Annotated in this window: 21 protein-coding genes; 6 read left to right on the top strand and 15 right to left on the bottom strand. The window is 45.8% G+C overall.

Features of this window, described 5'->3' with window-relative positions; genetic code table 11:
- Positions 1-4 precede the first annotated feature (4 nt).
- On the top strand, positions 5-823 hold the full coding sequence (locus IGJ12_RS00475; protein WP_005232818.1) for a pyruvate, water dikinase regulatory protein: 819 nt from the start codon (positions 5-7) through the stop codon (positions 821-823).
- Entirely contained in the window at positions 813-2,684 is a 1,872-nt protein-coding gene (locus IGJ12_RS00470; RefSeq protein WP_430619246.1) for a fructose-1,6-bisphosphatase, read from the top strand. The genes IGJ12_RS00475 and IGJ12_RS00470 overlap by 11 nt, the downstream gene beginning before the upstream one ends.
- A 34-nt stretch (positions 2,685-2,718) precedes the next feature.
- Here the strand turns inward: IGJ12_RS00470 and IGJ12_RS00465 are convergent, their stop codons facing one another.
- From IGJ12_RS00465 to IGJ12_RS00435, 7 genes are all read right to left on the bottom strand, one after another.
- Positions 2,719-3,132 (bottom strand): phosphate-starvation-inducible PsiE family protein, encoded by a 414-nt coding sequence (locus IGJ12_RS00465; RefSeq protein WP_005232820.1) that lies wholly within the window; start codon positions 3,130-3,132, stop codon positions 2,719-2,721.
- Positions 3,133-3,429: 297 nt separating this feature from the next.
- On the bottom strand, positions 3,430-3,996 hold the full coding sequence (locus IGJ12_RS00460; protein ID WP_430619245.1) for a hypothetical protein: 567 nt from the start codon (positions 3,994-3,996) through the stop codon (positions 3,430-3,432).
- 269 nt (positions 3,997-4,265) lie between these two features.
- The gene (locus IGJ12_RS00455) at positions 4,266-4,769 is read right to left on the bottom strand and encodes a general stress protein (protein ID WP_430619244.1); all 504 of its coding nucleotides are present in this window, start codon (positions 4,767-4,769) and stop codon (positions 4,266-4,268) included.
- A gap of 240 nt (positions 4,770-5,009) precedes the next feature.
- Entirely contained in the window at positions 5,010-7,112 is a 2,103-nt protein-coding gene (locus IGJ12_RS00450) for an SH3 domain-containing protein (RefSeq protein ID WP_430619243.1), read from the bottom strand.
- A 221-nt stretch (positions 7,113-7,333) separates the two neighbouring features.
- Complete coding sequence (locus IGJ12_RS00445) at positions 7,334-8,563, bottom strand: L-lactate MFS transporter (protein WP_430619242.1); 1,230 nt, start codon at positions 8,561-8,563, stop codon at positions 7,334-7,336.
- Positions 8,564-8,653: 90 nt separating this feature from the next.
- Positions 8,654-11,080, bottom strand: coding sequence for a flavocytochrome c (locus tag IGJ12_RS00440; RefSeq protein ID WP_194199388.1), 2,427 nt, complete (start codon positions 11,078-11,080; stop codon positions 8,654-8,656).
- Between the two features lie 18 nt (positions 11,081-11,098).
- Positions 11,099-11,704 carry an NADPH-dependent FMN reductase gene (locus tag IGJ12_RS00435; protein WP_008376652.1) on the bottom strand — a complete coding sequence of 202 codons (606 nt, stop codon included), beginning with the start codon at positions 11,702-11,704 and terminating at the stop codon, positions 11,099-11,101.
- Between the two features lie 264 nt (positions 11,705-11,968).
- Between IGJ12_RS00435 and IGJ12_RS00430 the strand changes: the two genes are divergently transcribed.
- On the top strand, positions 11,969-12,883 hold the full coding sequence (locus IGJ12_RS00430; protein WP_430619241.1) for a LysR family transcriptional regulator: 915 nt from the start codon (positions 11,969-11,971) through the stop codon (positions 12,881-12,883).
- 65 nt (positions 12,884-12,948) lie between these two features.
- Here the strand turns inward: IGJ12_RS00430 and IGJ12_RS00425 are convergent, their stop codons facing one another.
- The 3 genes from IGJ12_RS00425 to IGJ12_RS00415 all read right to left on the bottom strand — a co-directional run bounded on the left by IGJ12_RS00425 (position 12,949) and on the right by IGJ12_RS00415 (position 16,170).
- Positions 12,949-13,890: an FAD:protein FMN transferase gene (locus tag IGJ12_RS00425; RefSeq protein WP_430619240.1), complete on the bottom strand. Its 942-nt coding sequence runs from the start codon at positions 13,888-13,890 to the stop codon at positions 12,949-12,951.
- 137 nt (positions 13,891-14,027) lie between these two features.
- The gene (locus tag IGJ12_RS00420) at positions 14,028-15,236 is read right to left on the bottom strand and encodes an NAD(P)/FAD-dependent oxidoreductase (protein WP_005232831.1); all 1,209 of its coding nucleotides are present in this window, start codon (positions 15,234-15,236) and stop codon (positions 14,028-14,030) included.
- 31 nt (positions 15,237-15,267) lie between these two features.
- Positions 15,268-16,170: a prenyltransferase gene (locus IGJ12_RS00415; RefSeq protein WP_086294333.1), complete on the bottom strand. Its 903-nt coding sequence runs from the start codon at positions 16,168-16,170 to the stop codon at positions 15,268-15,270.
- Between the two features lie 93 nt (positions 16,171-16,263).
- On the opposite strand from IGJ12_RS00415, the gene IGJ12_RS00410 reads away from it, so the two are divergent.
- Positions 16,264-17,244, top strand: coding sequence for a polyprenyl synthetase family protein (locus IGJ12_RS00410; RefSeq protein ID WP_429967570.1), 981 nt, complete (start codon positions 16,264-16,266; stop codon positions 17,242-17,244).
- A gap of 54 nt (positions 17,245-17,298) precedes the next feature.
- On the opposite strand, the gene cydC is transcribed toward IGJ12_RS00410, so the two are convergent.
- From cydC to IGJ12_RS00385, 5 genes are all read right to left on the bottom strand, one after another.
- Positions 17,299-19,059, bottom strand: a complete 1,761-nt coding sequence (gene cydC / locus IGJ12_RS00405; RefSeq protein WP_005232834.1) for a thiol reductant ABC exporter subunit CydC — start codon at positions 19,057-19,059, stop codon at positions 17,299-17,301.
- Positions 19,052-20,773 (bottom strand): thiol reductant ABC exporter subunit CydD, encoded by a 1,722-nt coding sequence (gene cydD / locus IGJ12_RS00400; RefSeq protein WP_016611632.1) that lies wholly within the window; start codon positions 20,771-20,773, stop codon positions 19,052-19,054. The genes cydC and cydD overlap by 8 nt, the downstream gene beginning before the upstream one ends.
- Entirely contained in the window at positions 20,770-21,789 is a 1,020-nt protein-coding gene (gene cydB / locus IGJ12_RS00395) for a cytochrome d ubiquinol oxidase subunit II (protein WP_005232836.1), read from the bottom strand. Before cydB ends, cydD begins: the two co-directional genes overlap by 4 nt.
- Positions 21,786-23,216 (bottom strand): cytochrome ubiquinol oxidase subunit I, encoded by a 1,431-nt coding sequence (locus tag IGJ12_RS00390; protein WP_430619239.1) that lies wholly within the window; start codon positions 23,214-23,216, stop codon positions 21,786-21,788. Before IGJ12_RS00390 ends, cydB begins: the two co-directional genes overlap by 4 nt.
- Before the next feature lie 182 nt (positions 23,217-23,398).
- Complete coding sequence (locus IGJ12_RS00385) at positions 23,399-24,364, bottom strand: Rgg/GadR/MutR family transcriptional regulator (protein WP_061053539.1); 966 nt, start codon at positions 24,362-24,364, stop codon at positions 23,399-23,401.
- Positions 24,365-24,459: 95 nt separating this feature from the next.
- On the opposite strand from IGJ12_RS00385, the gene IGJ12_RS00380 reads away from it, so the two are divergent.
- Together IGJ12_RS00380 and IGJ12_RS00375 are read left to right on the top strand one after the other, a co-directional pair.
- A complete protein-coding gene (locus tag IGJ12_RS00380) occupies positions 24,460-25,401 on the top strand; it encodes an ATP-binding cassette domain-containing protein (protein WP_430619238.1) in 942 nt (313 codons plus the stop codon).
- Positions 25,398-26,150: an ABC transporter permease gene (locus IGJ12_RS00375; RefSeq protein WP_008376673.1), complete on the top strand. Its 753-nt coding sequence runs from the start codon at positions 25,398-25,400 to the stop codon at positions 26,148-26,150. Before IGJ12_RS00380 ends, IGJ12_RS00375 begins: the two co-directional genes overlap by 4 nt.
- Positions 26,151-26,207: the final 57 nt, after the last annotated feature.

Here is a 26,207-nt window from a genome sequence, read left to right as displayed (position 1 = left end):
AACAATGAAGAACGTTCGAATATATTTGATTTCAGATTCCGTAGGCGAAACGGCACAAAAGCTGATCGCCGCCGTTTCCGCGCAGTTTCCCACGATCGACCTTTCAGATATCCAGCTCTTTCCCTTTACTAATGATGAAGAGAGCTTAGGCGAGATCCTCAAAGATGCCTTGCTAGACAAATCGATCGTCGTTACCACCTTAGTCAATAAAGAATTAGTCGCTTTTGTTGATGCCTTTGCCAAACGGACTGGCTTGCAGCATGTCGACTTTATGTCGCCCTTGACCACGATGCTGGAAAAAACATTCGGTGTAGAAGCCGTCCAAGAGCCTGGTGCCTTGCATCGCTTGAACCAAGCATATTTCAGCCGGGTGGCCGCGATGGAATTTGCGGTGAAATACGACGACGGCAAAGACCCACGGGGATTTCTCGATGCTGACTTTGTCCTATTAGGGGTTTCGCGAACCTCAAAGACCCCATTGAGCCTATACATGGCAAATCGCGGCTACAAAGTGGCGAATCTGCCTTTGATTCCTGAAGTCGCTTTGCCAGCCGAAGTGCACCAAGTCGACCCACGGAAAATGGTCGGTTTGACTACGAATCCAGAATCCCTTACGGAAATCCGGCGGTCCCGGATGCATTCATTGGGCTTGAAAGAAGAAACCCATTACACCAATTGTGAACGAATCGAAGCAGAATTAGCCTACGCGAATGAATGGTTCAAAAAGCTGAACATTCCGGTGATCGATGTCAGCAAACGCTCCATTGAAGAAAGCGCGATGCTGATTGAAGAACAAGCCAAAGAACAGGCCCATGTTCAATAAAGACACCTTGGCAAACCTGACCGAGATCATCAACTTGGAAGCCATCCAGCAGCTGCCGAAAGCTACCGAGCATTTTGTCAGCGATCTGCATGGCGAATACGATGCCTTTGACCATATTTTGCGGAATGGTTCTGGCAGTATTCGAGAAAAAGTCGAGACTTTGTTTACCGGTGTCTTGACGAAAGAAGAACAGACCGAACTCTGTTTTGTCATTTATTATCCAGAGGAGCTACTACAAGAACAGGCCTGGACCCCTGCCGATTGGCGCTTGAAGATGGCACAGCTAGTGAAAGTTGCCCGCTTTACTTCCAGTAAATACACACGCTCCAAGGTACGCAAAGCATTGCCGACTTCTTTTGCTTACATCTTAGAAGAACTGTTGTACCAATATGATGCCGACTTCAATAAAGAAGCTTACTATCAGGCGATTTTTGATAAGATCATTGAATTAGAGGCAGCCCCGCTTTTTTGCCAAGAACTGGCGTACTTGATTCAGCGTTTCGTAGTGGACCATCTCCATGTCTTAGGCGATATCTATGATCGAGGACCGGCGCCAGACAAAATCGTCGATCGCTTGATGACTTCGCCTTCACTGGATATTCAGCTAGGCAACCATGATATCTTGTGGATCGGTAGCTTTTGCGGCTCGCTGCCCTGTTTGGCCAATACGATCCGCATCGCTGCTCGCTACGGCAATCTGGCATTATTACAAGATGGTTATGGGATCGATCTATCAAAAGTACTGGCTTTTAGCCAAAAATATTACACAGAAAATGCCGGCTTTTATCCGCAAAAAACAGTGGACCCTTTATCAAGCCAGCAAAAAAAAGCCGCCATGCTTTTGCAGCAGGCATTTGCCATCATCCAATTCAAAGTCGAAGCAGCCGTGATCCAGCGGCGCCAGGCATTTGCGATGGCAGAGCGCTGCTTATTGCATCGCTTGTCTCAAGATCGACAACAAATCCAGCTAGACCAGACCTATCCTTTGATCAACGGCTGTTTTCAACTAGTAGATCCCGATGATCCTTACCGTTTGACAGCCGAAGAACATGAAGTATTGCAAGATTTGCTGAGCCAATTTCAACGCTCGCCCCGCTTAGCTGCGCATATGCGCTTTTTGGTCGAGCATGGCACATTGTACCAGCGCTTCAACGACAACCTACTGTATCACGGCTGCCTGCCTTGTCGGGAAAACGGCGATTTCCTGGCCTTTACTTTCCAGCAGCAGCCCTTAGCAGGCAAAGCGTTGATGGACTTTTTTCAGCAATGTTTGCAGGAAAGTTTTGCCCAACCAGAAAACCAAACAGACCTTGCCACCGATATGATCTGGTATCTTTGGTGTGGCGAAGGCTCTTCCCTCTTCGGCAAAAAAGCCATGAAAACCTTTGAGCGCTACTTTATAGCAGATCGCAACACTCATACGGAACAAAAAAATGCCTATTATTCTTTAAGGGAAAACGAAGACTTCTGCTGCCGTGTCCTAGCTGCCTTCGGTCTGCCGCCGACAGGCCACATCATCAATGGCCACACCCCTGTCAAAGTGCGTAAAGGCGAGACGCCCATTAAGGCAAATGGTCGTTTATTGGTGATCGATGGCGGACTCTCTCGCTCCTACCAATCCGTCACAGGCATTGCTGGTTACACGCTGTTGTCAAATTCCTTCGGCATGACCTTAGCAGCCCATCAACCCTTTACAGATCGCCAGCAAGCCATCCAGCAGCGACGTGACATCGTCACTCAGAAAAAAATCGTCGTGCGGCAAACGGAAAGAACAACGGTAGGCCAAACAGATATCGGCAAGCGGCTGCAGCAAGAAAGCCGAGTGCTTTTTGAAGAATTAAAAAATCATCCGATCCCTTGACGAGTCATTCGTCAACCAATCGGATGATTTTTTTTTACAGTCCTTTGGAACTATGAAAGGCTTTGAGTTTTTCCAACGCCTGCAGCACAATGATCAAGACCAAGATCGCTAACGCCAAAAAGAGCGTTTCTAACCCTTTTCCTTGCGCTAAAAGCAGCTCTCTTAAAATTGCTGTGATACTGATCAAAATCAAGTAACGCACCGGAATATGGTGACCTTCTTTTACGTAACGCAATAACATCAAAATAATTTCCAGTAAAATAAACAATGTCGCGATCTCTTCGATCAATAAAGAAAGATCGCTAACTTCATGCAGTGGGATCACATGGACAACGATTTTGTAGATCGCTTCCGCCATCACCACCAAAACCAACAGAACCAACAGTCCTAACATAATATCAACCACAACACTAATCAATTTTTCGAAGTGCTTAAAATACTTTCCCATAACACCCCTCCTCGCACTTATTATAGCGAAACTACTCAGAATCACTTTATGATATGCTTGCAAGTGCAGCTTTTTTTATGGAGGCAGTGAATAAAAACGTAAGACAGCTCTTTTCTGTTCCAGCAATCCTCCAAAAAACCTTCCTCTTTGCTACTTTTTGAAGTCTCAGAGTGAGGAATCGCGCATCCTTCGTGCGCTTGGTGTGTTCGTGGCTCTGACCATAAGCAAATAAAAAAGCTAGGCACAAGGCCTAGCTGAAATGGTCCCTTTAGATGAGACTGATTTTTACAGTCAGGCTCAGTGAGCCCCTTCGACTGTTAGATCAACATTTTCACTCGTATCTTCCGCGGCTTCGTCGTCGCTATTGGAGGTTTCTGAAGACGGCTCAGTCGATTCACTGCTGGAGCTGCTTGTTGTAGTACTGGTCGAACTCGTACTGGAAGAGCTTGAAGAACTGCTGCTAGCGCTACTGCTAGACGTATCGCTGGTGGTGGTTGATCCGCCACTCGGCGCGGTACTCGAACTGCTTTCGCTACTTGCAGAAGTGCTGACGCTAGGCTCTGTCTCTGCTTCACTTACGGAAACAGACGTGCCTTCATTTGTCGACGCTTCGATCGAGCGACTAGTCGTTGAAGACGATGTGTAAGAACTAACACTGGCTTCATAAAAAATCTGACTGGAATCAGAGGTTTCTTCGATACTGCTGCTTGCTGTCTGGTAAGGTGGCTCGGAGGAACTACTGGAAGAATCTCGTACAAAGGGCGCAGCCACAAAGGCATTGGCGTCTTGATTGATCGCCACACTCAAAAAAACCGCAACAAAACAACTGACTAATGCCGACTGCATATTGAACTTGAATTTCATCGCACTCCCCATCCTTTCCCCAAAAATGTGGTTGGCTCTTCCGACAACGCTCTATCTCATTCTTATATTATACAAAAAAAAGCAATCGTCAACAAATTAAGTTTTATTTTCAAAGATGACAAAGACATGAATGCCCGTTGCGCAACAAAAAAAGCCCGAGGGCGACGGTCGATCACCTGCGGGCCCATCCCTTCACTAAGGGTTGGCAGGTGCGACGGATGCTTGTTCCTCTGGCTTTAATGATTCCTTTATTGTTTAACCCCTTCTATTTATAAGTTACGCAGATGGTTGGGGTCATGGATCGGTGCTTCAATATCGCTGTCTCCCATGCGGGGCGTTGGATGGACGGACTCATCTGGCATTGCTATTTCGCCTGGTAACGGTTGATCGATGATCGGACCAGTATCTGCATCACGATCGGTTATTTTGTCCATCGGCTGATAATCGTAGACGCCGACAACGAGTTTGTCTCGTTCAAGGTCATCACGATAACCATATAATGGATCATGCTCATCATGCCTATGATCGGAATCGCCGAAAGAAAAAGCATCTTTGATTTTTTCCCAAAGCGAACGATCTTCATCCTCACTAGCTGCCTGCTCCACTTCCACATCATCGATGGATTCTAACCCAAATTGATCGATGACTGTTTGATTGGCAAACAGCACGATATCCTCTTTGCCATAGCCTTCGTTTGTCAATTGCTCAATAACCGGTAATACTTCTGTTCGAGTGTCGTAACTGCCAATAATCGTTAGGTTTCTGTTGTGCATGTGAAATCCTCCTTATTTTGTGTACGCTTCGATCGTTCTGGTTCTGAAGCAATTCTTTTAAAACTAGCAATTTCTATTGCTTCTTTCATTCTAACGCAGGGTTCTATGATTGACCAAATAGTTTGATTGCGCTTACGAAAAAAAAGTAGTTTCTTGAAAAACCGCTAATAGCTTAGTAAAAGCTTGATCCATCATAAAAAACCGCGTGAGCCAATGGCTTGCACGCGGTTTTTTTGCTTGTTACTTGGAAACGATCAGTTTTTGACCGACAAAGATCGTATAGCTGCTGTTGATGTTGTTCCATGATGCGAGTTGGCTGATGCTGGTGTTGTATTTTTGTGCCAGTGACCATAAGCTGTCCCCTGATTTCACCGTGTGCGTCTTCGTTGAACTGCTGCTGGTATTCGTATTAGAAGACCCACTGCTAGCAGACGTCAAGTAAGCACCACTGACCCAGCCTTTGCCAGAAACATAATACCATTTGTTCGTGCCATTGACGGTCGTCCCGGTTTTTGTTGCGGTAACCGTGACGGTTGCTCCTTTACTTAAAGAACCAGTAATACTACTGCTGGTAGAAGCATCGGAACGAACATTTAAAATCTCGGTGGTTTTCATTTGCTGATTTGTGGTTGTTGAACCGTTATTATTGGAAGAGCTGCTGGTTGTTGTCAAGTAGGCACCACTGACCCAACCTTTGCCAGAAACGTAGTACCACGTTTTATTGCCTTCCACTGAAGTGCCGTTCTTTTTCGCTGTCACGGTAACGGTCACCCCTTGACCAAGCGTTGTCACGACACGGCTGCTGGTAGAAGCATCGGAGCGGACATTCAATGCGGCCGTCGTTTTCATTTGTTGATTGATACTTGAACCATTGTCTTCTTTTTCCGCTTCAGAAGCATTATTGTTGGTCACTTCAGTAAGGTAGGCACCGCTGACCCAACCTTTGCCAGAGACATAATACCAATTTTTGTTGCCATTGACTGATGTGCCGGTTTTCATGGAAGTGGCAGTAAAGGTCGTGCCTTTGCTAAGTGACCCTACCACTGATCCGCTAGTGGACGCGCTAGAACGAATATTCATCGCTTCCGTCGTCTTCATTTGCTTGTTGATCGTCGTACCGGAATTGCCATTGTCAGAACCGGTGTTGCCTGATCCGCTATTGTTGTTTGAAGAGTCGGTCGAAACCTTCGTCAAATACGCGCCGCTGACCCAACCTTTGCCAGAAATCTTATACCACGTGGTGTTGCCATTGACGCTGGTGCCGGTTTTGGTCGCCGTTGCCGTAAACGTCGTATTAGCTGCTAACGAACCAGTAATAGAGGCACTGGTGGAAGCATCGGAACGAATATTCATAGATGACGTGGTTTTCATCTGCTGATTGATCGCTGTTTCATCACTGACGATCGTTTCATTGCTATTGCCGCCACCTGTGTTTGAGCTGCCAGTATCATATTGCGTTAAATTATACGTACTGATCAAATTGTTTAATTTGCTGGCATAAGAAGTATCGGTTGCATACCGCCCTTGTAGCCAAGCGGTTGCTTGCGTGTAAGAGGTCGTATTGCTTTTCCATGCACCGCTGTAATAGTAGTTGCCGCTAGAAAAACTCGTGTTGCGCAACACATATGCATTGTCTTCAAAAGACTCTTTTAATGATGGGTATTTCCGAAACTTAGCGCTGATCAAATAATAATTGCCAGAACCATCATCTTCATAGGTATCCATCGTCACGTATTGGCCGTTGTAGCTGCCTTTGATCCCAAACATATTGTTGGCCGTGGTCGTCAAAGTCGAGGCGCCCCAACCAGATTCCAAAATCGCTTGTGCCATCATAACAGAGGCATACAGATCGTTTGCTGCCGCCACTTCCGTTGCATAGCCGCAAATCTGACTGATAAAGGCAGCCGGATCGATCGTTGCCCGTGAAAATAATGCCCGACTAGTCAAATCAGAAAGGGCTGATGGTACTTCATCTGCTTCTAAGACATCATCACTAGCGACTGTTGTGCTTTCTGTCGTCGCTGTTTCTGATCCCTCAGTAACTGCTTCAGCTCCTGACTCCTCTGTTATTTCCGAAGTTTCTTCGGTCACAACAGGTGCTGTCGTCGATTCTGTCGTTTCCTCAACCGGCGTGCTGTCGGTTTCTGGTGTAGTGTTTGTTGTTTGTTCAACGACCTTAAGGTCATTGCTGGTTGCTGTCGTTGCCGTTTCAGCCGCATGCCCTAAGGTCGGGATAAACGTTGATCCCGCTACTAAAGTAGTAGCCATCGTAATACTTTTTTGGGTATATTGCGTGCGCTTCAAGCGCTTTTCTAAGCGGCGTCGTTCTTTACGAATTGTCATTTAATCCCTCCGTCGTATTAGCCTTTTTTTATTGTAACACGATTTATTAAAAAATGGGGGGTTAAGATGAAAAAACAGTGAAATCAACGAGATAAATTCTTGCTATGAAACAGTTTTCTCTTTTGCTTCATCAGCCAATACTCTGTTCTAAAAAAAGAAAAAAGAGTTGTTTTAGCACCAAAAAAGCAGCCTTTATCAAAAAGACTACTTTTGGTGAATTGTTATTTAATAACAGGTGCGGGCTTTTTGGCTTTTTTTAGCACCGCATAGCCTATGTTGAGAACAAGCCCAAAAACGGCTAAGAAAATTGCCGTATAGAAGGCTTTTGTATAATCTCCTTGGTTACTTTCTGCGATTGCTGCTGCCACTCTGGGGCCAAAGAATGCCGCCGTAGAATAACCAATAAAGACGATTCCATAGTTGACCCCTTGATTGATCGGTCCGTAATTTTCCATAACGATCGATGGGAAAACCCCCATCACGCCCCCGAAGCACAGTCCTAAACCGATGATCCCGACAGTGAAGATCACAGTTGTTTGACCAAGCGTCAATAAGAATAAGGACAATGCCACCACGCCATAGATAATCATCAACGTATTCGTCCGACCAATTTTATCAGAAACGGTGCCCCAAAGGACACGACCAAAACAGTTGCTCAATGAGTACAAGCTGACATAAAAGGCAGCGGCAGCGGCCGTCAAACCAAACATACTTTGCCCGATCACTGAGGCGTTGGAAGCAATCATCAAACCTGAGAAAGCCCCTACCCCTAACATAACAATAATCAAGTAAAAAGTTGGTGTCTTCAGCATGTCCAACCAATTTAGATTGATTTGAGGACCATTTTTTCCTTGATCCGCTGGTTGCCAACCTGCTGGACGGTAATTTTCTGGTGCTTTACGAATAAATAGACTAGCCACCAAGACGATCACGATATAGGCAATTCCTAAAATCCGAAACGCCGCTAAGACATCTTGTGATTCGATCAAACGATTCGCAATCGGTGCGGCAATAATCGCTGCCCCACCCATACCTGCTGTGATCAAGCCCGAAGCCAGTCCCCGTTTATCCGGGTATAACCGAATCGTATTGCTTAAACAAGCCGAATAGGCAAAGCCTTGCCCTAAACCAGCAAAGACTCCATAAGTCAGGTACAGCATAGCGGGTGAGTTGACCAAACCCGTCAGGAAGAAACCCGCTCCGAACAACACGCCTCCACCAGCGATGACCCATCTAGCGGCTCCTCGGTCTGTCAGCAAACCACCCAAAATCATGGTAATCGGGCCAACTGCGGCATTGATGGTAAAGGCTAGCATGATTTCTTCCATGGACCAACCTTTTAATTGACTAAGAGGTCCTGCAAAAACACTAAAGGCGTAAACAGCGCCCGTACACAGCAACACTGCGGTCGAAGCGATCAGAATCAGCCAGCGATTGATTTTTGTTTCCATTTTTTCTCTCCTTTGTTTTAAGCATGTTACTTTATTCACATGTTTTTTCAAAAGCTAGCGCGCGTGACGAGTCACAACGCGCAAGGCTTTTTATTCGAGATGTTCTGCGACTGCTGTCTTTCCAGCAATCCGGCCAAAAGTAAAGATGTCTGTCAACGAATTGCCGCCTAAGCGATTGCCGGCATGGATCCCCCCAGCAACTTCTCCTGCTGCATATAGTCCTTCAATGATTTGATCTTCCTTCGTCAACACATGGGTTTGCGGATCGATCTTCAATCCTCCCATCGTGTGGTGAACCGCTGGTTTTCTTGGTGTGGCATAGAAAGGCGCTTTTTCCACTTTCAAGTCGAAAACATCTTTGCCAAACTCTGGGTCTTTCCCAGCATCCACATAGCTGTTGTATTTCGCAACGGTCGCTTCTAAGACGGTTGGATCGACATTGATCTGCTCTGCCAGGCCAGCCAAGGTCTCACTGCGGAACAGCGTACCAGCAGCTACTTGCTTATCGATTTTTTCTTGGCTCGTGTTATAAGCGGTTTTCTTGATCTCTTCATCCGCGATCAAATAGAACAATCCGCCATTATCGATCGCCGCTTGGGTCAATACATCGCGGCTTTCGTACTCATTAACAAAGCGCTCACCCTTTTGATTGACCATCACAAAGTTAGCTGGCGGCACTTGCAGCCCACTGAATAAAGCCCCTGTGTTCGGATCAGATACGGGCATCATTTGTGAAAAGCCCATGCCAACAAGGTCCGCGCCAGCACTTTCCCCTAGTTTGATCCCGTCACCAGTGATCGCTGGTGAATTTGACGTTTTGATATCGTCTTCGATCTCTGTCCAATAGGTATTGTATTGTTTCAACATTTTGGTGTTCGCTCCGAACCCGCCGGAAGCCAAAATCACTGCTTTGGCATGGATTGTGATTTTTTGACCGTTACGGCCTTCCCCGATGATTCCAGTAACCTTACCATCTTCGATCAATAATTCTTTGACAGGCGTATCGGTTAAGATCGTTCCGCCATGTTCTTTCACGAATTGATGCAAAGCCGATACAAAGGCATACCCTTCGTTTTTGACTGGTTTATGCCCACGGCGCCATTTCGCTCCTACTGGCATATCGACATTGTTCATATCAAATTCTACGCCGATTTCTTCTAACCATTTCACTGAGGCCAATGCTTGATCCGTCAAGATTTTCACTAGCTCGTACTTCCCATAGATCGGTTGCCCATTCAAATCTTTGCGTTTTCCGCCTAGATAAGTTTGGATTCGATGCCACAAAGCAGAATCAAACAAGTATTCTTTTTCTGGCGTCGTTTCTGAAAGATACGCAGTGATTTGTGCCTTCAAAGCTTTGAAGTCTGGCAAGTATTCTGCATCGATGTCTTGTTCATCGATCGTCAGCACTTCTTCTAAAGCACTGCGTTCGCCAGGCAATGCGGAGAAGCCGTTTTGCCATTTTGGATCCGCAGCATTCATCGGTCCGCCAGTACGTACGGTATTGCCGCCGATCGCTGGGAATTTTTCTACTAAGATCACGTCTTTATTGGCTTGCAGCACACTGGCAGCTGCACTCAGACCTGCGCCGCCGCCACCTACGACAACGACGTCGGTAGTATACGTTTCATCTTCTGTTTGCAAAGCACTGGCGGCTTTTGGACGTTTGCGCAAGACATCTGGGTTCGCACCAGCCATTTTCACGGCTTTTGCTACCCCATCGACGACACCGTTACTAGTAACCGAAGCACCAGAGATCGCATCGACATTTAAGGTTTGCCCTTCAATGATCTCTTGAGGGATCCGTACGAAAACGACATCAGCGATCCCTTCTGATTCACCAGACGTATCGATATCGATGGCTTCGATCCGTTCTTCGCTCAATTTGACGACCATTGGTAGATCCCCGTTATGTCCTGGTGCTGTGACGGTATATTCGCCAGGCTCATAAACGACTTCTTCTGGTACGTTCAACAAATTAGCGACTTCCGTAAACCGAACGAACTTGCGGAAACAGCTTTCCAAAAAGTCGATCGTTCGTTGATCTTTTAAATTGCCTTGTTCATCAAAGGCTTGATGCGCACGTCCCAACAAGAACTCATTTCCTGGCATGACTGTCGCATTGACACCTGGAGCGTCAAGGATTTGGCGCAAATGAAGCTGTGCTCGGGAGGAGCCTTGCACATCGTAGGATGCGCCGACGATCATCACTGGTTTGCCATCAAAGGGATGGAGATTGAAGGAGAGCCATTCCAAGACGCTTTTCAATGCGGAAGGAATCGAATGGTTATGCTCTGGTGTCGCAATGATCACCCCATCGGCTGCTAAAATCTTGCTATTTAACCGTTGGATCACTTCACTATTGGTTTGATCTTGTGTTTCATTGAACATTGGAACATCCTTGATTTCCAGCAGTTCAATTTCTGCTAGGGCAGCAAATTCTCGCTGCATAAACGCTACTAATTGGCGATTGGTCGATTTTTTGGCGTTCGTTCCGATTAGGCCGACAAATTTCATGACTAGTTCCTCTCTTTCTTATGCTTGTTCCCACGAAAATTTCTTTGCTCGTTCTTTAGCCGTTGAATATTCACTGACCAGACGGTTCGTGATTTCGACGAACAAGACAAATTCATTGAAACAGTCTTCTAGTTCGGCAACTTTTTCGTTATCGATCAAGTTTCCTTGTTCATCGAAGGCTTGCATGGAATGCCCTAACAAAAATTCCGCACTCGGCATGATTCGGGCTTTTACTTCAGGCGCATCTAAGATCTGACGCAAGTGGGCTTGGGCTCTCGATGAACCTAATGCACCAAGAGAAGCACCCGTGATCATCACTGGTTTATCGATCAAAGGCCGCGTCGTATAAGAAAGCCATTCGATCATGCTTTTTAACACCGCTGGGATCGAGTGGTCGTATTCTGGTGTACTGATGATTACCCCATCTGCTGCTTCGATCTTCTCTGACAAGGCTTGGACTGCCGCTGGTGCCGTCCGATCTTCTGGTTCATTAAATGCCGGCAGATCACTGATTTCGCAAAGTTCGATCTCCGCTTGGTCACTAAAATGGCTTTGAATAAATTGCAGTAAGCGACGGTTGGTCGAACGCGTCGAGTTGGTTCCTACGATTCCAATCAATTTCATTATCATCTCTCCTAATTGTGAATAATTTAACATTTATCAAAAAATAAAAAGTTTTTGACTATTGGCTTTGATTTCTTTTTTCAATCGTTTCTCAAGTTGTTTTTTACGACCTACTGAGATGAAAGGCTTCTTCCTAAACAAAAAAAATCTTCCCCAAGTACCCATTAAGTGTACGGCTGAAATCTTTATTTGTGAAATATTTATTTAATTATCCATCGATAACAAATTTGTTATAATGAGAAAAATGACTAGGAGGACAACGCGATGGCACTTAAAGATTCCCATCTGATGCTGCAATACCTCGATACCTTGTTAAAGCATAGCAACTACACCAAAGCCGCCAAAGATCTCTACATTTCACAGCCTTACTTGACGCAAACCGTGAAACGAGCCGAGCAAGAGCTGGGGACCCCCATCATCAATCGGCAGCCGGGGCATTTTCAACTGACGGAAGCTGGTAAAATCTATTATCAATATCTAGAAACCTTGGAAACAGAGTCTGCCAAATTGAAAAGTCGGCTGTCTTGGTATACCGCGACCGAGAAGCGTTCTTTGCGCTTAGGCATCCTACCAAGCCTTGGGACTTACCTGCTGCCGCTCTTTTTGCCCGCGTATTATGAACACTATCCCAACGTACATTTTTTCTTGCGGGAAGACCTGCCGAAGCACAATGAAAAACGCCTGCTGAATGGGCAGCTAGACTTTTTTATCGGACAAAATCCTGAGACGATCGCACCGAATCTAACGGTCCACAGTACCAATCAAGAACGGTATCTAGCGATCATTCCGCCTTGTTCTTCCCTGTATCAACCAGAGAAGCGGTATTTAGCGCCTGATTCATTGGCCGTCAAAGACTTGCTGCAAAGTCCATTGATTTTGACCGCCAGCGGCTCGGCGATTCGGCGCCAAATCGATCAATTGCTGCAAAAATACAAAGTAGAGGCGACGGTTCTCATAGAAAGCAGCAATATTTATACAGCAGCGGCATTGGCAGAAAACAACCTTGGGATTGCGATCGTACCAGAAAGCGTGCTACAAGCAGCGACCGCGACCCCTTTTAATCTTTATCCAATGCCAGAGGAACTCTTGTCCCTCACCTATTTTATTGCCCACCAAGCCGAACGGGCATTGTCAAACAGCGAAGCCGCCTTGATCGAGACCTTTTTGCACCACGTCTAACTTTCTTTTTTTACAAAAAAAACAAGCAGCGATCACCTATATTCCTAGGTAGTCGCTGCTTGTTTTCATTCTGCTGTTGGCGTTTCGATCAAACGTGCTAATTCTTGCGGATAGATCAATTCACCTTGTTTGGTAATGACTAATCCAGTGATCCCTTCTAACGGCGCCAGCTCCTGCAAGATGGCTGGTGGCTCTTTGCCGAATAAGCGGGTCGTCCAAATCTCTCCATCAACCGATTTGTCGGATAGAATCGTGACACTGGCAATGGCTGACTCTAACGGATAGCCCGTTTCTCGATCAAAGATATGATGATAGGTCTTGCCCGCTACCTGATAGGTTCGTTCATAGATCCCTGATGTAACGACTGACTGATTGTGTACCTTCAACGCGGCGACAAAATTCCCTCTTGGCAAGAAAGGGTTTTGGATCCCAATCCGCCAACAGCCATCTTGATGGCTCGGGGCATCGCCGTAAGTCACCACATTGCCCCCAAGATCGATCAAAGCGGCTGTGACACCGACCTGCTTGAAATACGCCATCAACAAATCAGCAAAATATCCTTTTGCCACAGCCCCTAGATCAAGCTTCATGCCGGCTGCTAACCCGACGGTCTGCAGCGTTTCATCCAAAACGATCTTGGCGGGATCAGTCTTTGGCAGCAGTTCAGCGATTTTCTCAGGCGTTGGTAGATGGGCATCTTGAAACCCGATTCGCCATTCCTGCACTAAAGGACCGATGGCAATATTTAAGTAGCTATCTTTTGGCAAGCTATGGTTTTTCCCTAGTGCGATCAATTCAACCAATTCCGGTGTGGCGGCGATCGCTCCTTGTCCTGCCTGCTGATTGATCTGCATCAACTCAGACGTAGGGTCATTGGCACTAAAACGCTGTTCAAAGGCCACGGCTCTTTTCGCTGCTTCCTCTAAGATCACTTCTGGGGTTTCATGCTGCACCCAAATCGTGATCACCGTTCCCATTCCCTGTAACACTCGTTGACCTTCTGCCATTGTCCTTGCTCCTTTGTCCTCTTCTTTTGGCTATCATAGCAGTTTCTGGGAGAAAAAAGTAGTCTGCGGGATGCCGCCACTGCTTTTTTTGAAAAAAAAACTGCGAGGTCACCCTCGCAGTCTGCTGTCTCTATTGCTCAATGATAAAAGTCGAAGCGGCCTTTCGCCAATACTTCTTTGACCCCACCGGTTTGGTACAAGGAACGGTCCATAATGGCTTTTTTCACCACGGAAGCGGGATAGCCTTTGATGCCCATTTTCCCTACTAAGCCAAAGGCATGGGTATTGCCGATAGACGCCACTGAACCTAATGATTCAAAGTGGAAATCTGTTGGTTTTTCCCCGTTCATTTGACGTAAGATATTTTTACCCGCATGCTGCCCCATCTTCAAAGCGATTTGAGCCGTTGTTGGATACGGGCGATTGGTCGCTGGGTCCATGACTGCTGAAACATCACCGACAACATAGACGTTACTATGATCAGGGTCTGTTAGGTCTTGATTGACCATCACACGACCACGACGAGCAGAAAAGTCTGATTCAGCCATCACATGGCTGCCGCTGACGCCTGTGGTCCAAACGATGGTTTTGGCTGATAATTCAGCTGTTGCTCCTGTATCGGCATCATCTTGATAGACAACGACACCCGGTTTGATTGATTTGATGGGTTTACCAGTCAGGAAGTTCACGCCCCATTTAACGAGATTTTTGATCCCATAATCCGATAGTTTTTCATCAAACATCGGTAATAAACGAGTCACTGCTTCGACACAATACAGTTTGATGTCTTCTGGCTTGACGCCTGCTGCTTTCGCAAAGGTTTTACGGTTTTCCACCAATGAACCTAGCAATTCGATTCCGGTAAAACCAGCACCGCAGACAACGATTTTTAGGTAGTCAGGATTTTGTGTTTCTTTGTATGCCTTCATTTGTTTCAACAAATGATGATAGATGTTTTCTGCGGAGTCGACATCCACCATTTCCAACGCATGCTCCTCGACACCAGGGATCCCAAATGATTCTGATTCAAAGCCTAACGCCACGATCAAATAATCATACGTGCACGTGGACTGATCTTTAAAAACGATCACTTGCTGGTTACGATCGATCGACGCAACTTCCTTTTGAACAAAGCTCGTCTTTTGGGGACGAACGACATCATTGATGGGATAGCAAATGCGGTCTCTTGGTTGCGTACCAGCCGCAACTTCATGAAGATCGGTTGCCTCATAATGATAATCGTTTTTGTCGATCAATGTGATGTGAAACGCTTCTTTTGCTCCTTGCAGTACGTGCAATGCTCGCAATCCAGCATACCCTGCTCCTAAAATGACAACTTCCTTCATGTTTCCTTACTTCCTTTCTTTGCTGTAAAAATTATAAAATCAAACCAATCGCAAAACACAGCACTTGTACGCATGCTCCGACCGCAAGGATCCGAACGGCACAAATGAAGGTCTCTCTTTTGATTTGTTTTTGCATAAATCGTTTTGTCTGTTGCCAGACAAAGGGCGCCGCGAAAAAGGTCAGAACCAGTGACCAAGGCGCAATGTTGAGAGCAACTGAGGCAATGATCGCAACAAACGCCAAGACGTTCATCACGATAAATAATTTCAACGCACGGGCTTTACCAAGGTAATGCACCAGCGTATAGCGCTCATTTTTTTCATCCTCTTCCAGATCACAAATGTTGTTTGCCAGCATCAAGTTGGCGATCCATAATGTGTTGGGTAATGAGATCAAGAAAATACTGCCAATCGTGGCAATGTTCCATTCAAAGGTTTGATAGGCATTGAGATAGACACAGATCAATGAGATCATAAAGCCCATCGTAAAGCCGGAAAAGAACTCGCCTAAAGGCAAACTAGAAAGCGGCCGTGGACCAGAGGAATAAAAGATCCCGACTAGGTAACAATACAGCCCCATCCAAAAGAGCGGCCAGCCAACCACCATTGCCAAGGCGATCCCCATGGCAGCGGAAAGGATGATCATGGAGACCATCAACCAAAAAACCAATTTGACAGACAATTGTTCCCGACCAATGATATTGGTTTTTTCTTTGTAATCATGCCCTTCTGTGGCATGATGGTAATCGTTGTAGTTATCTAAAATATCCACCGCCATATTGAAGATCAGCATGGCAATGAAATACAACAAGACATAGCCAAGATGAATCGTTTGATAATTGTACCAGCTGTAGCAGACACCAATAAAAAATGGCAAAATACTGGCGGTTTTTGCTTTAAATTCGACAAGTTCTAAAAATACAGGTAGCGTCACAACTTCACCTCCTTTAGTGAGTGCATTAAACTAGTCAATCACGCCCCTTTACGCTAGAATAAGGGCTGAATGACTGTTAGAAAGGGTTATACTATGTTTGACTTTTGGATCGATTATCCGACGATCGAACAACGATTGAAAACCGTATGTTCCATCATTGAAGAACACGTTACTGTTCGTAACAAAGAGATACAAGATGTTTTGATCGACTTTACTTATTCAGGTGGAAAAATGCTGCGGCCAGCGCTCTTTTTTTTATTTGCTGACTTAGGCGATCCCCATTATAAAAAAACCGACCAATTAACAAAAATTGCTGCTTCTCTAGAAATTTTACACATGGCCACTTTGATCCATGACGACATTATTGACGATTCGCCGCTGCGGCGCAGTCAAATCACTGTTCAAGCCAAATACGGCAAGGATATCGCGGTCTACACGGGTGATCTTCTGTTCACCCAATTTTTTGAGCTTTTGATCGAAAGTATGAATGGCTCCCCGTTTTTAAAAACCAACGCACAAGCCATGAAACGACTCCTTTTAGGTGAACTTGATCAAATGCACACTCGCTACAACATCCATGAATCGATTGACGACTATCTGCAAAGCATCAACGGCAAAACCGCTGAACTGTTTTGGCTCGCTTGTCTAGAAGGCGCTCATTTTGGCGGCCTCGACACAGAAAACCAAGAACGAGCTGGTGAGATCGGTCGCAACATCGGGATCGCCTTTCAAGTATTCGACGATATTCTCGACTACACCTCTGATAGCGGCACCTTGAAAAAACCGATTCTAGAAGATTTGGCGCAAGGGGTCTATACCTTGCCGCTGCTATTTGCCAAAGAACAGGCACCTGCAGCATTCGCTCCTTATTTGAATAAAAAAGCAGCACTCTCCTTGGCAGAAGCCCAAGAAGTTGCGGATCTTGTCGTCCGTTACGGCGGTGTCGAAAAAGCGCGCGCTTTCGCGGTCACCTACACGCAAAAAGCCTTAGACGACATCGATCTGCTGCCAGAAGCACCTAGCAAGGCCAAAATTCGTTCATTAACTGAACTGCTCTTGCAGCGCAATTACTGAGCCATAGCGCAATGATAAGAAAAGCGTCCATCACTGATTGATGGACGCTCTTTTTTATCGTCGTCCTTGGTCAATGGCCAATAAGTGTTGAAAATGTTTATTTTCTGCGGCCAATTCGGCAGGTGTTCCGCTCATGGTCAACTGACCATCTTCAATAAAAAGCACACGATCCATCATCGAAATTCCTTGCAAGTGGTGGGTGATCCAAATGATCGTTTTGTTCTCCAGCACTTGGAAAAAGGTTTCAAGTACGCCTTGCTCCGTGATTGGGTCTAAGCCGACGGTTGGCTCATCCAATAAGATGATTGGGGTGTCTTTTAGCAAGATTCGCGCCAATGCCAAACGATGCCGTTCTCCACCAGAAAAACGCAAGCCGGCTTCATCCACCATCGTCGCCAAACCATTAGGCAAAGCTGCCACCATTTCTTTCAACCCGACTTGCTCCAGTACGCGCCAGACTTCTTCTTCCGAAGCCGACTCATTGCCTAGCCGAATATTATTCAAGACGGTCGTATGGAAAAGATAGGGACTTTGATTGATGACACCGATCAAGTCACTGATTGACTCACTCAATGCCGTCACTGGCACGTCATTTAAGGTGATCGCCCCTTGCGTCGGTTGCAGATCGCCTCGCAACAAGGAGGCAAATGTACTTTTCCCAGAACCGCTGCGGCCAAGGATCGCTAGTTTTTGATGTGCAGGAATCGTTAGATCCAGCCCATGAAGCACTTCTTTGCCTTCAGGATACTGAAAATGCAAGTCCTTGACTGTGATCGACACGAGGCCCGTCACTTCAGGTACTAACGGTTGCTCCATGGAGACCTCTTGGCGATTTTCTTCTGGCAATGCATTGAAGCGATCGATGGAGTCTTTGTACCGATTGGTTTCTTGAGCAGCTGACGGTAATGGCGCAAATGCATCAACTAAAGGAAAGACACACAGGACAAAGGCAGCGATCCAGTTGGCTGCTCCTCCGTGGTTACCTGGAAAGCGAATGCTGGTCCAAAGCAGCAATGCGACAGCGATCACCCCAAAGATGCTTTGTAAAAGAAAATCACGCCGGCGATCAAAGGACAGCATCTGTTCATCCACCGCCCGCAACTGCGTTTCCAGTTCCTTATGGGCAGCCACGTACTCGCTCCCTCTTTGAGAGAAGACCCAATCAGAAACCCCTAATACATTATCCGTCAGTGTCGTATACAAGTTGTTTTTCATATGTTTTTGCTTTTCTTGCCGCGCGCCGTTGATGATCACCGACCAAAGTGGCAAGACAAAGACGATGGTTCCTAATAGCAGCAGCATCACCAAAGCAAACCACCAAGAAAAATAGCCGAGTCCAATGATCAAGAACGCATACAAGATCCAAGCGATCACGGTAGGAAAGATCGTCCGCAAATACAGGTTTTGAATATGGTTGATATCTTCTGCCAATAAGCCCAAGATATCCCCCGTGCGATGCGCTTGCTTAAAGAAGATCGCATCTTTTTCTACTACGTTGTACAATTTCAAACGTAAATTAGAGGTCATGCGCAAGACCCAGCTATGACTGGTCAACCGTTCCAAATAGCGAAAGACTGGACGGCCGATCCCAAACGCTCGGGTCAGTACGATGGGGATGTAAACCAATAGAATGTTTTCTGGGATCGATGCCGAGCGGCTGATCAGGTACCCCGAATTAAACATCAGTGCACCGCCACAGAAAAAGGTCAAGAAGCCTAGGAATAAGGCCAACGCCAAAACGTTTTTGTATTTTGACAAGAAAGGCTTGACCCAGGTATCGGTTTTCAATGAGCGCAATAAGCCGATTTTATTCAAGCTGTTCCCTCCTCATTCCATTGACTAGTTCTGTAAAAGCACCTTGCTTTTGCTGCAGTTGTGTCAAGGTGCCTTGTTCCACGATTCTTCCTTGATCCATCACGATGATTTCATCCATTTCTTCCATCCAGTGCAAGCGATGGGTTGCAAAAAAGACTAACCGGTTTTCCATCAGCGGCAGCATCCGTTCCTTTAAGGCAACTTCAGTTTCAATATCCAAATGTGCCGTTGGTTCATCAAACAAAAGAATCTTTCGTTGCTGATCTAAGAAGGCACGGGCTAAAGCGATCCGTTGGGCTTGTCCACCACTTAGATGCCGTTCCCCTTCTCCTAACATCGTGTCCAACCCTTGCGGCAGCTCTGCCAAAAGCTCAGTCAAGCCTGCCACTTCAATGGCTTTCAGTACGGCTTCTTTGGTAGCTGTCGGCTGATAAAACGCGACATTTTCCTGCAAGGTCAACCGATAGATATAAGGATTTTGCGGAATATAGATCAGCTGTTCTTGCCAGCTTGCTTGGCGAAAGGCCGTGGTTTGGGCTCCTCCAAGAGTGATCTCGCCACTGTCTGGCACGAGAAAGCCACTCAAAGTATTGATCAAGGTAGACTTGCCAGAACCGCTCAGACCGATGATCCCGATCTTTTTGAAGCCAGTCACGTTCAAGTTGATATCCCTCAAAGCTGCTTTTTCCTCGTAGGAAAAAGCCAGCTGATCAATCGTTAACTGGGCGTCTTCCTGCCAACGAGGCACCGTTACTGCCGGTACTTGGGCTTCCGGCTGATGCAAGATCTCCGTCACCGCAGTCATCGCATTTTTCCCGTCTAAGGTTGCATGATAATCACTGGAAAAGTCGCGGATTGGCAAGAAATATTCTGGTGCTAAAATCAAGATAGTTAACGCCGGAAACAGCAAGATCCCTTCATTGATCAGCCGCAAGCCTAGCAAGACTGCCACGACGGCAATCGATAAGGTCGTGAAAAAGTCTAAGGCGAAGGTCGATAAAATACCGACTTTTAATGAAGCCATCGTCGCTTTCCGAAACCGTTCGCTGGAAGCAAAGATACTTTTGCCATATTTTTTACTGACCCCAAACAATTTCAGCGTGTCGATCCCTCGCAAAGAATCGATGAAATGATTGGACAATAATTGAAACGTCCGGTATTGTTTTTCCGCTTTGCTTTGGGCGGCATAGCCCAAGATGATCATAAAAATGATGATCAAGGGGAACACCAACAGCAAGACCAAGCCGGATTCCCAATCCAGATAAAAAACGAGTGCCAAAATGACCCAAGGAATGATCGACATATTCATGATTTTGGCAAGAATCAATTTCAAGTAGTTTTCGACTTGGTTGATCCCTTCCAAGACCATCGTTGTTACATTTCCCGTCCCTTGCTGTTGTGCGATCTGAGGACCGACACGAAACAATTTCTCCAATAATTGATCCCGCAGATCGGCAGCTTGCTGGTAACTGTAATCATCGAGTCTTTTGGAACGGAAATAGATAACGGCTTGCCGGGCGATAAACGAACAAAAGAACAGCAGAATCCAGCCCCACTGTTCCTCTAATGGTCGTCCTTCCCATAAGCCAGTGATGGCACGTGCCAATCCATACGCCTGCCCAATAATGAAGAGCGCCTGCAGGAACGAAAGTCCCGCAAGCAGCCCTAAAAGTTGTTTCATTCCTGGGAGCTTCATGATTTGTTTATCAATCATTTATACCCCTCCAACGCCTCCGTATGACTGATCCGCTTACGGAAGATATAGTAACTCCAAGCCGTATAGGCCAAGACGAAAGGCAAGATCGTCAGTGAAAGATAACTCATGATCTTCAATGTGTAGCGGCTTGAAGACGCATCAGCGATCAACAGGTCATAGCTTGAATCGATCGAACTGATCAAGACTCTTGGGAATAACCCTGTGAAGATCAATGCCACCAAAGCGATCAACGTCAAGCCGCTCGCAATGAAAGCCATCATTTCTTTGCCTTTAAAGACGCCGATATTTGCAATCAGTGTCAGTACAACGATCACAAGCAACAAACCAAGCGTTGTCGCAAAATGATTCTCAAAGAAATCCGTTTGGAAGTAAAGCATCACAGCAAAGACGATTAAGCCTGCATATAGGATGCCATAAAAAATACTTGCATAGTTGCGTGCCCGTGCCCGAATCGGACCTTCCGTTTTCAAAGCGATATAGTTTAATCCGTGCAAGTAGCACAACAAGGTCAACGCGATCCCGCCAACGATTGAAAAGGGATTGACATAATCCGTAAAGGTTGCGGTCATGTTGCCATCTTCACCCAAAGGCATTCCTTGGATCATGCTGACAAACATCAGACCGAAGAAAAACGGTACGATCGTACTGCCGATCGTCAACGTCCAGTTCCAAATGTTTTTGTGTTCTTTCGGGAAGTTCGCTCGAAACTCAAAGGAGACACCACGAATGATCAACCCAACTAAGATCAACAGCAAAATCAAATAAAACCCGCTGAACAAAGAAGCATACCAGTATGGAAACGAGGCGAACATCGCTCCGCCGGCGGTCAATAGCCACACTTCATTGCCATCCCAGACAGGCCCGATCGTTTTAACGATCTGGTCTTTTTCCTCTTCATTGTGAGCCAATGTCTGCACAGACATCCCCACACCAAAGTCAAACCCTTCTAAGAAGAAGAATCCGGAAAATAAAAGCCCAATCAACGTGAACCATAGTAATTGCAGACCGGTCATCCTTCAAACGCCTCCTTATCAAATGGGTCTTCGTACCCATCTTGGTTGTCTCCTTGGCTGATTTCACCAAAGGCTTCTTTTTCAGGTCCATGATCCATTTCCCGTTTCACAAGATAGACCATTGTTCCGCCTAAGCCAGAGAATAAGAGGAAGTAAACGATATTTGAGATCAAGAGAGAGGTCACGGAAACGTTTGGTGACACACTATCTTCGATCGTAAACAAGCCGTAAACCGTCCATGGGTAACGCCCTAACTCCGTGATCAGCCAACCAGCTGTATTGGCAATAAATGGGGTGAACAAAGTGATTGCCACTACCCAAAGTAACCAGCGTTTTTCAAAGAGCCATGGTTTCTTCTTACGCGTAAAATACAACCCCAGACCAGAAACCAACAGCATCAAGGCACCAAAACCAGCCATGATCCGAAAGCTCCAAAAGAGTGTGTTGACCGGCGGGTAGTAATTACGGTCGCCGTAGGTTTCAATCAATTGCTGATTGACCGTATCCATCCCATCGATTGAGCCGAAGGGTTCATTGAAGGCTAAGATACTCAACATATATGGAATCGAAATACCGAAGACTTGGTGATGTTCCGCTTCATTCGCCCAAGCAACGACAGTCCAAGCCGCAGGACTCCCGGTATCTTCATAAGTTCCTTCCATTGCGGCAAATTTCATTGGTTGTTCTTCAACCAAGTATTTCATTTGTTCATCCCCGGCTAGCAAGACGGTGAATGAGCCGAACAATGCCACCGCAAAACCGATCCGCATTGATTTTTTGAAGAAATCGCGGTCAATGTCTTTGTCTTTCTTCAATAGACGAAAAGCTGATAAACCAGCAACAATGATCCCGCCCATCGTGATGGCTGCGGTGATCACGTGTAAAAACTCATACCACACTTGTGGATTTGCCAATAAAGCACCGAAGTCAGTCATTTCTGCCCGGCCATTGTTCAAGGTATACCCTACTGGATGCTGCATAAAACTATTGGCAGCTAAGATCCAAAACGCCGATAGCATCGAACCAAGCGTCACCAACCAGAAAAAGGTGGCGTGCAGCTTCGGACTGACCCGATCCCATGTAAAGATCCACAGTCCTAAGAACGTCGATTCTAAGAAGAACGCCAACAAAGCCTCCAAAGCCAAGGGCGCACCAAAAATATCCCCGACAAAACGAGAATAGTCTGACCAGTTCATCCCAAATTGAAATTCTTGAATGATCCCTGTCACGACCCCGACAGCAAAACTTAATAGAAAAATATTTCCCCAAAACTTCGTCATCCGGCGATATTTTTCATCTTTTTTGATCACATAAAATGTCTCCATAATTGCAACGACGACACCAGTTCCGATCGAAAACGGTACAAAGAAAAAGTGAAAAATCGTCGTCATCGCAAACTGGATTCGCGCTAGTGTCACAATATCCATCCTACATCCTCCTATTTCATAAAAAAGTGCATTAAAATAATTCTAAAGAAAGAAAAATTCCAACTTCGAATATACTCCTCTAATCAGTAAAAAAGAAGCAAATTGCTTGCATTTACTGATTTTTAATCACTTCCTCTCCGATTCTTAAACATAAGGCGCTTTCATCAGCGGAATATAGCTTTTTAGGGCTCTTCCCACCCGTAACGAGTTCCCTCAGAAAGCAAAGGATCACTCAATAAAATTCCCGGGAAATCCTCCTTTAAAACAAACGTGCTTAATGACTGATACATGGAAAACGTGGTCTTCATCCCTAATCTTTCCAATTGATCTAACGTTTGTTGCATTAAGTCCGCCGCTTTTGGCTTGTTTTGTTTTAATAGACATGTCCAGCCTTCAAAAAACGGCATAAAGATCGCTTGCTCAATGTGTTCTTTTTCATAAACATGATCTCGCCATAAATGAAAGGTCTTTTCCGCATAATCCACCTCATCAAAAACAGCAAAGACGGAAAACACCGTCTCAAACGTGTTGTATAGAATATCTTTGTTGCCGGGGATTTTTGCAAAGCGCTGACTCTTTTTGATGGCGATCGTCAAACAACGCCAAAGCAAAGCTGGCTCCATCGAAACTGCTACGCGGGCAAATAGCCGCAGCTCATAAACACCCCATGTATCGGTATTCAGCAAGTAATGTTTTGCAGAGTCCAAACAATAATTGTGTTTCGGGTACGCCTCCTGGATGGGCACCCCTTTAAAAAGCTCCTCTTTCATCAAGTAGTCAAAACGGATCAGTTGTAAGAAGTGGTCCAGCTCCAAGGAGTAATGTCGTTGAAAGTAGGCGGTCAGCTTTTGATATTTCTTTTTTAGTTTAGGTACTTCATCAATAGATTCGATCCCCATCGAACGGACATAGTCGACCATTAGCTTTTGAGCCTCCGAATGATGCTCCCCCGTATGCAGCAGTTGAAATTCGGCAAAACTCACTTCTAGTTTATCTAGCAAACGATGAAATCGTTCGCAGGAAATCGTCGTTTTGCCATTTTCAAATTGCGATAACAAAGACATCGACAATTGTTCGTCCACTAATTCCTTCAATAGTAAGCCTTTGCTTTTGCGAAGCTCTTTCACTGTCGCACCATAATTGTTCATTTCTTCACCTTCTTTTTCAATATATTGAAATAAGCAGTTGCTTTTCCCGAAGAGCCTTTATAGTTGAATTATCTTATAGAAACGAGGGAAAAGCTATGGATACCCATGTAAAAAAGAAAATGCTTCACGTGAAACATTTACAAAAAAGTTTCAAAGACAAAACCGTTTTGAAAGAGGTTACTTTTGACGTCACTCCTGGCGAAGTATTTGTCTTACTAGGATCAAACGGCGCTGGAAAAACCACTTTAGTCAAAATTTTGTCCACTATCCTGCCTTTTGATCAAGGAACCGCGCTGATCGACGGGATCAACTTGACTAAAGATCCAGCAGCGATTCGCGAAAAAATCAGTCTGACGGGGCAATTTTCCGCCGTCGATCAAGAACTAACCGGACGAGAAAACTTGCTGATGATTGCTGCCTTGCGCCATGTCAAAAACAAACAGTTGATCGTCCAACAGTTGTTAGAGCGTTTTGATTTGGTGGATGCCAGCAACAGACTCGTCAAAAATTATTCTGGTGGCATGCGACGGCGCTTAGACATCGCCATGAGTTTTATCGGCGAACCTGACCTGCTCTTTTTAGATGAACCGACGACCGGGTTAGACCCGCAAAACCGCTTAGCCACATGGCACATGATCAAAGAGATCGCCGCTCAAGGACGAACGATTTTCCTGACGACCCAATACCTAGAAGAAGCTGAATTTTTAGCAGACCAAGTCGCCATTTTGCATGAAGGGAAAATCATCTTGCAAGGAACACCAACGGAAGTTAAAGCACTGCACCCTTCGCAAACGATGGAAATCAGCGTATTGACAAAAGAACACTTGCAAACCGTGCGTCAGCATCTGTCTGATTTTCCGCTGCAAGTCAATGAGTCCAGTCTCTCTCTGGCATTTCCCGTCAGTCAAGACTTCCAGCATTCCTTCACGCTGTTGCAGGAACTCAATCAACTACCGATCACCATCACCAGTTTTAATCAAAAGAATGCTTCTTTAGAAGATATTTTTCTAACACTTGTCCAAGGAGGAAACCAATGAAAGCAATTATAGAAACCAACACCTTATTCAAACGCAACCTCTTGCTATCGATTCGCAGTATGGAGACTCTGCTAAGTGGAATTTTGACCCCAGCGATTTTAATGATCCTCTTTGTCTATGTTTTTGGTGGCGCTATGAACGTCGGTGATACCTCTTATGTCGATTTTGTCGTTCCCGGTGTCCTCGTCCAATGTATCGCCCAAAGTGCTTCCTCCGTTGGGGTAACGGTGACGGAAGATTTGAAATCCGGCATGGTGGAACGGCTGATGACCTTGAATATTTCTAACTCAGCCTTTTTAAACGGCCATGTCTTCGCCGCGACCCTTCGGAGCTTGATCAGTACCTTGGTCGTATTGATCGTTGCCATGGTCATCGGTTTTCGCCCTCAAGCCACAGTTGCTGGCTGGGGGCTCGCCTTCCTATTGATCTTTTGCTTCACCTTCGCTTTTACTTGGGTCTCAGTTCTGGTTGGTCTCATCGCCAAAAGCCCCGAGACAGCTACCTTGTTTACTGTCTTGATCACCCTGTTGCCCTACTTAAGCTCTGGTTTCGTCCCTACGGAAACCATGCCGCGCCCGTTAGCCATTTTTGCTGAATACCAACCAATGTCGCCGATCATCCATTCTTTGCGAGGGCTTTTGTTAAACTTGAAAGATACCACCTTGATCAGTGCCTTTAGCTGGTGCGGCGGTATCGTAGTCGTGAGCTGGTTCTTGGCACGAATGCTTTATCAGAAACGGTTACGCTAATGACGCCGGCTCCCTTTTCTGACTCTCTTATAAAAAAAGCGGCAACGATCAAGCTTC

The sequence above is a fragment of the Enterococcus sp. DIV0802b genome, from assembly GCF_050543535.1.
Classification (GTDB): domain Bacteria; phylum Bacillota; class Bacilli; order Lactobacillales; family Enterococcaceae; genus Enterococcus_D; species Enterococcus_D entomosocium.
The sequence above is the reverse complement of the archived record's forward strand: the minus strand, read 5'-3'. Positions and strand labels throughout refer to the sequence as shown.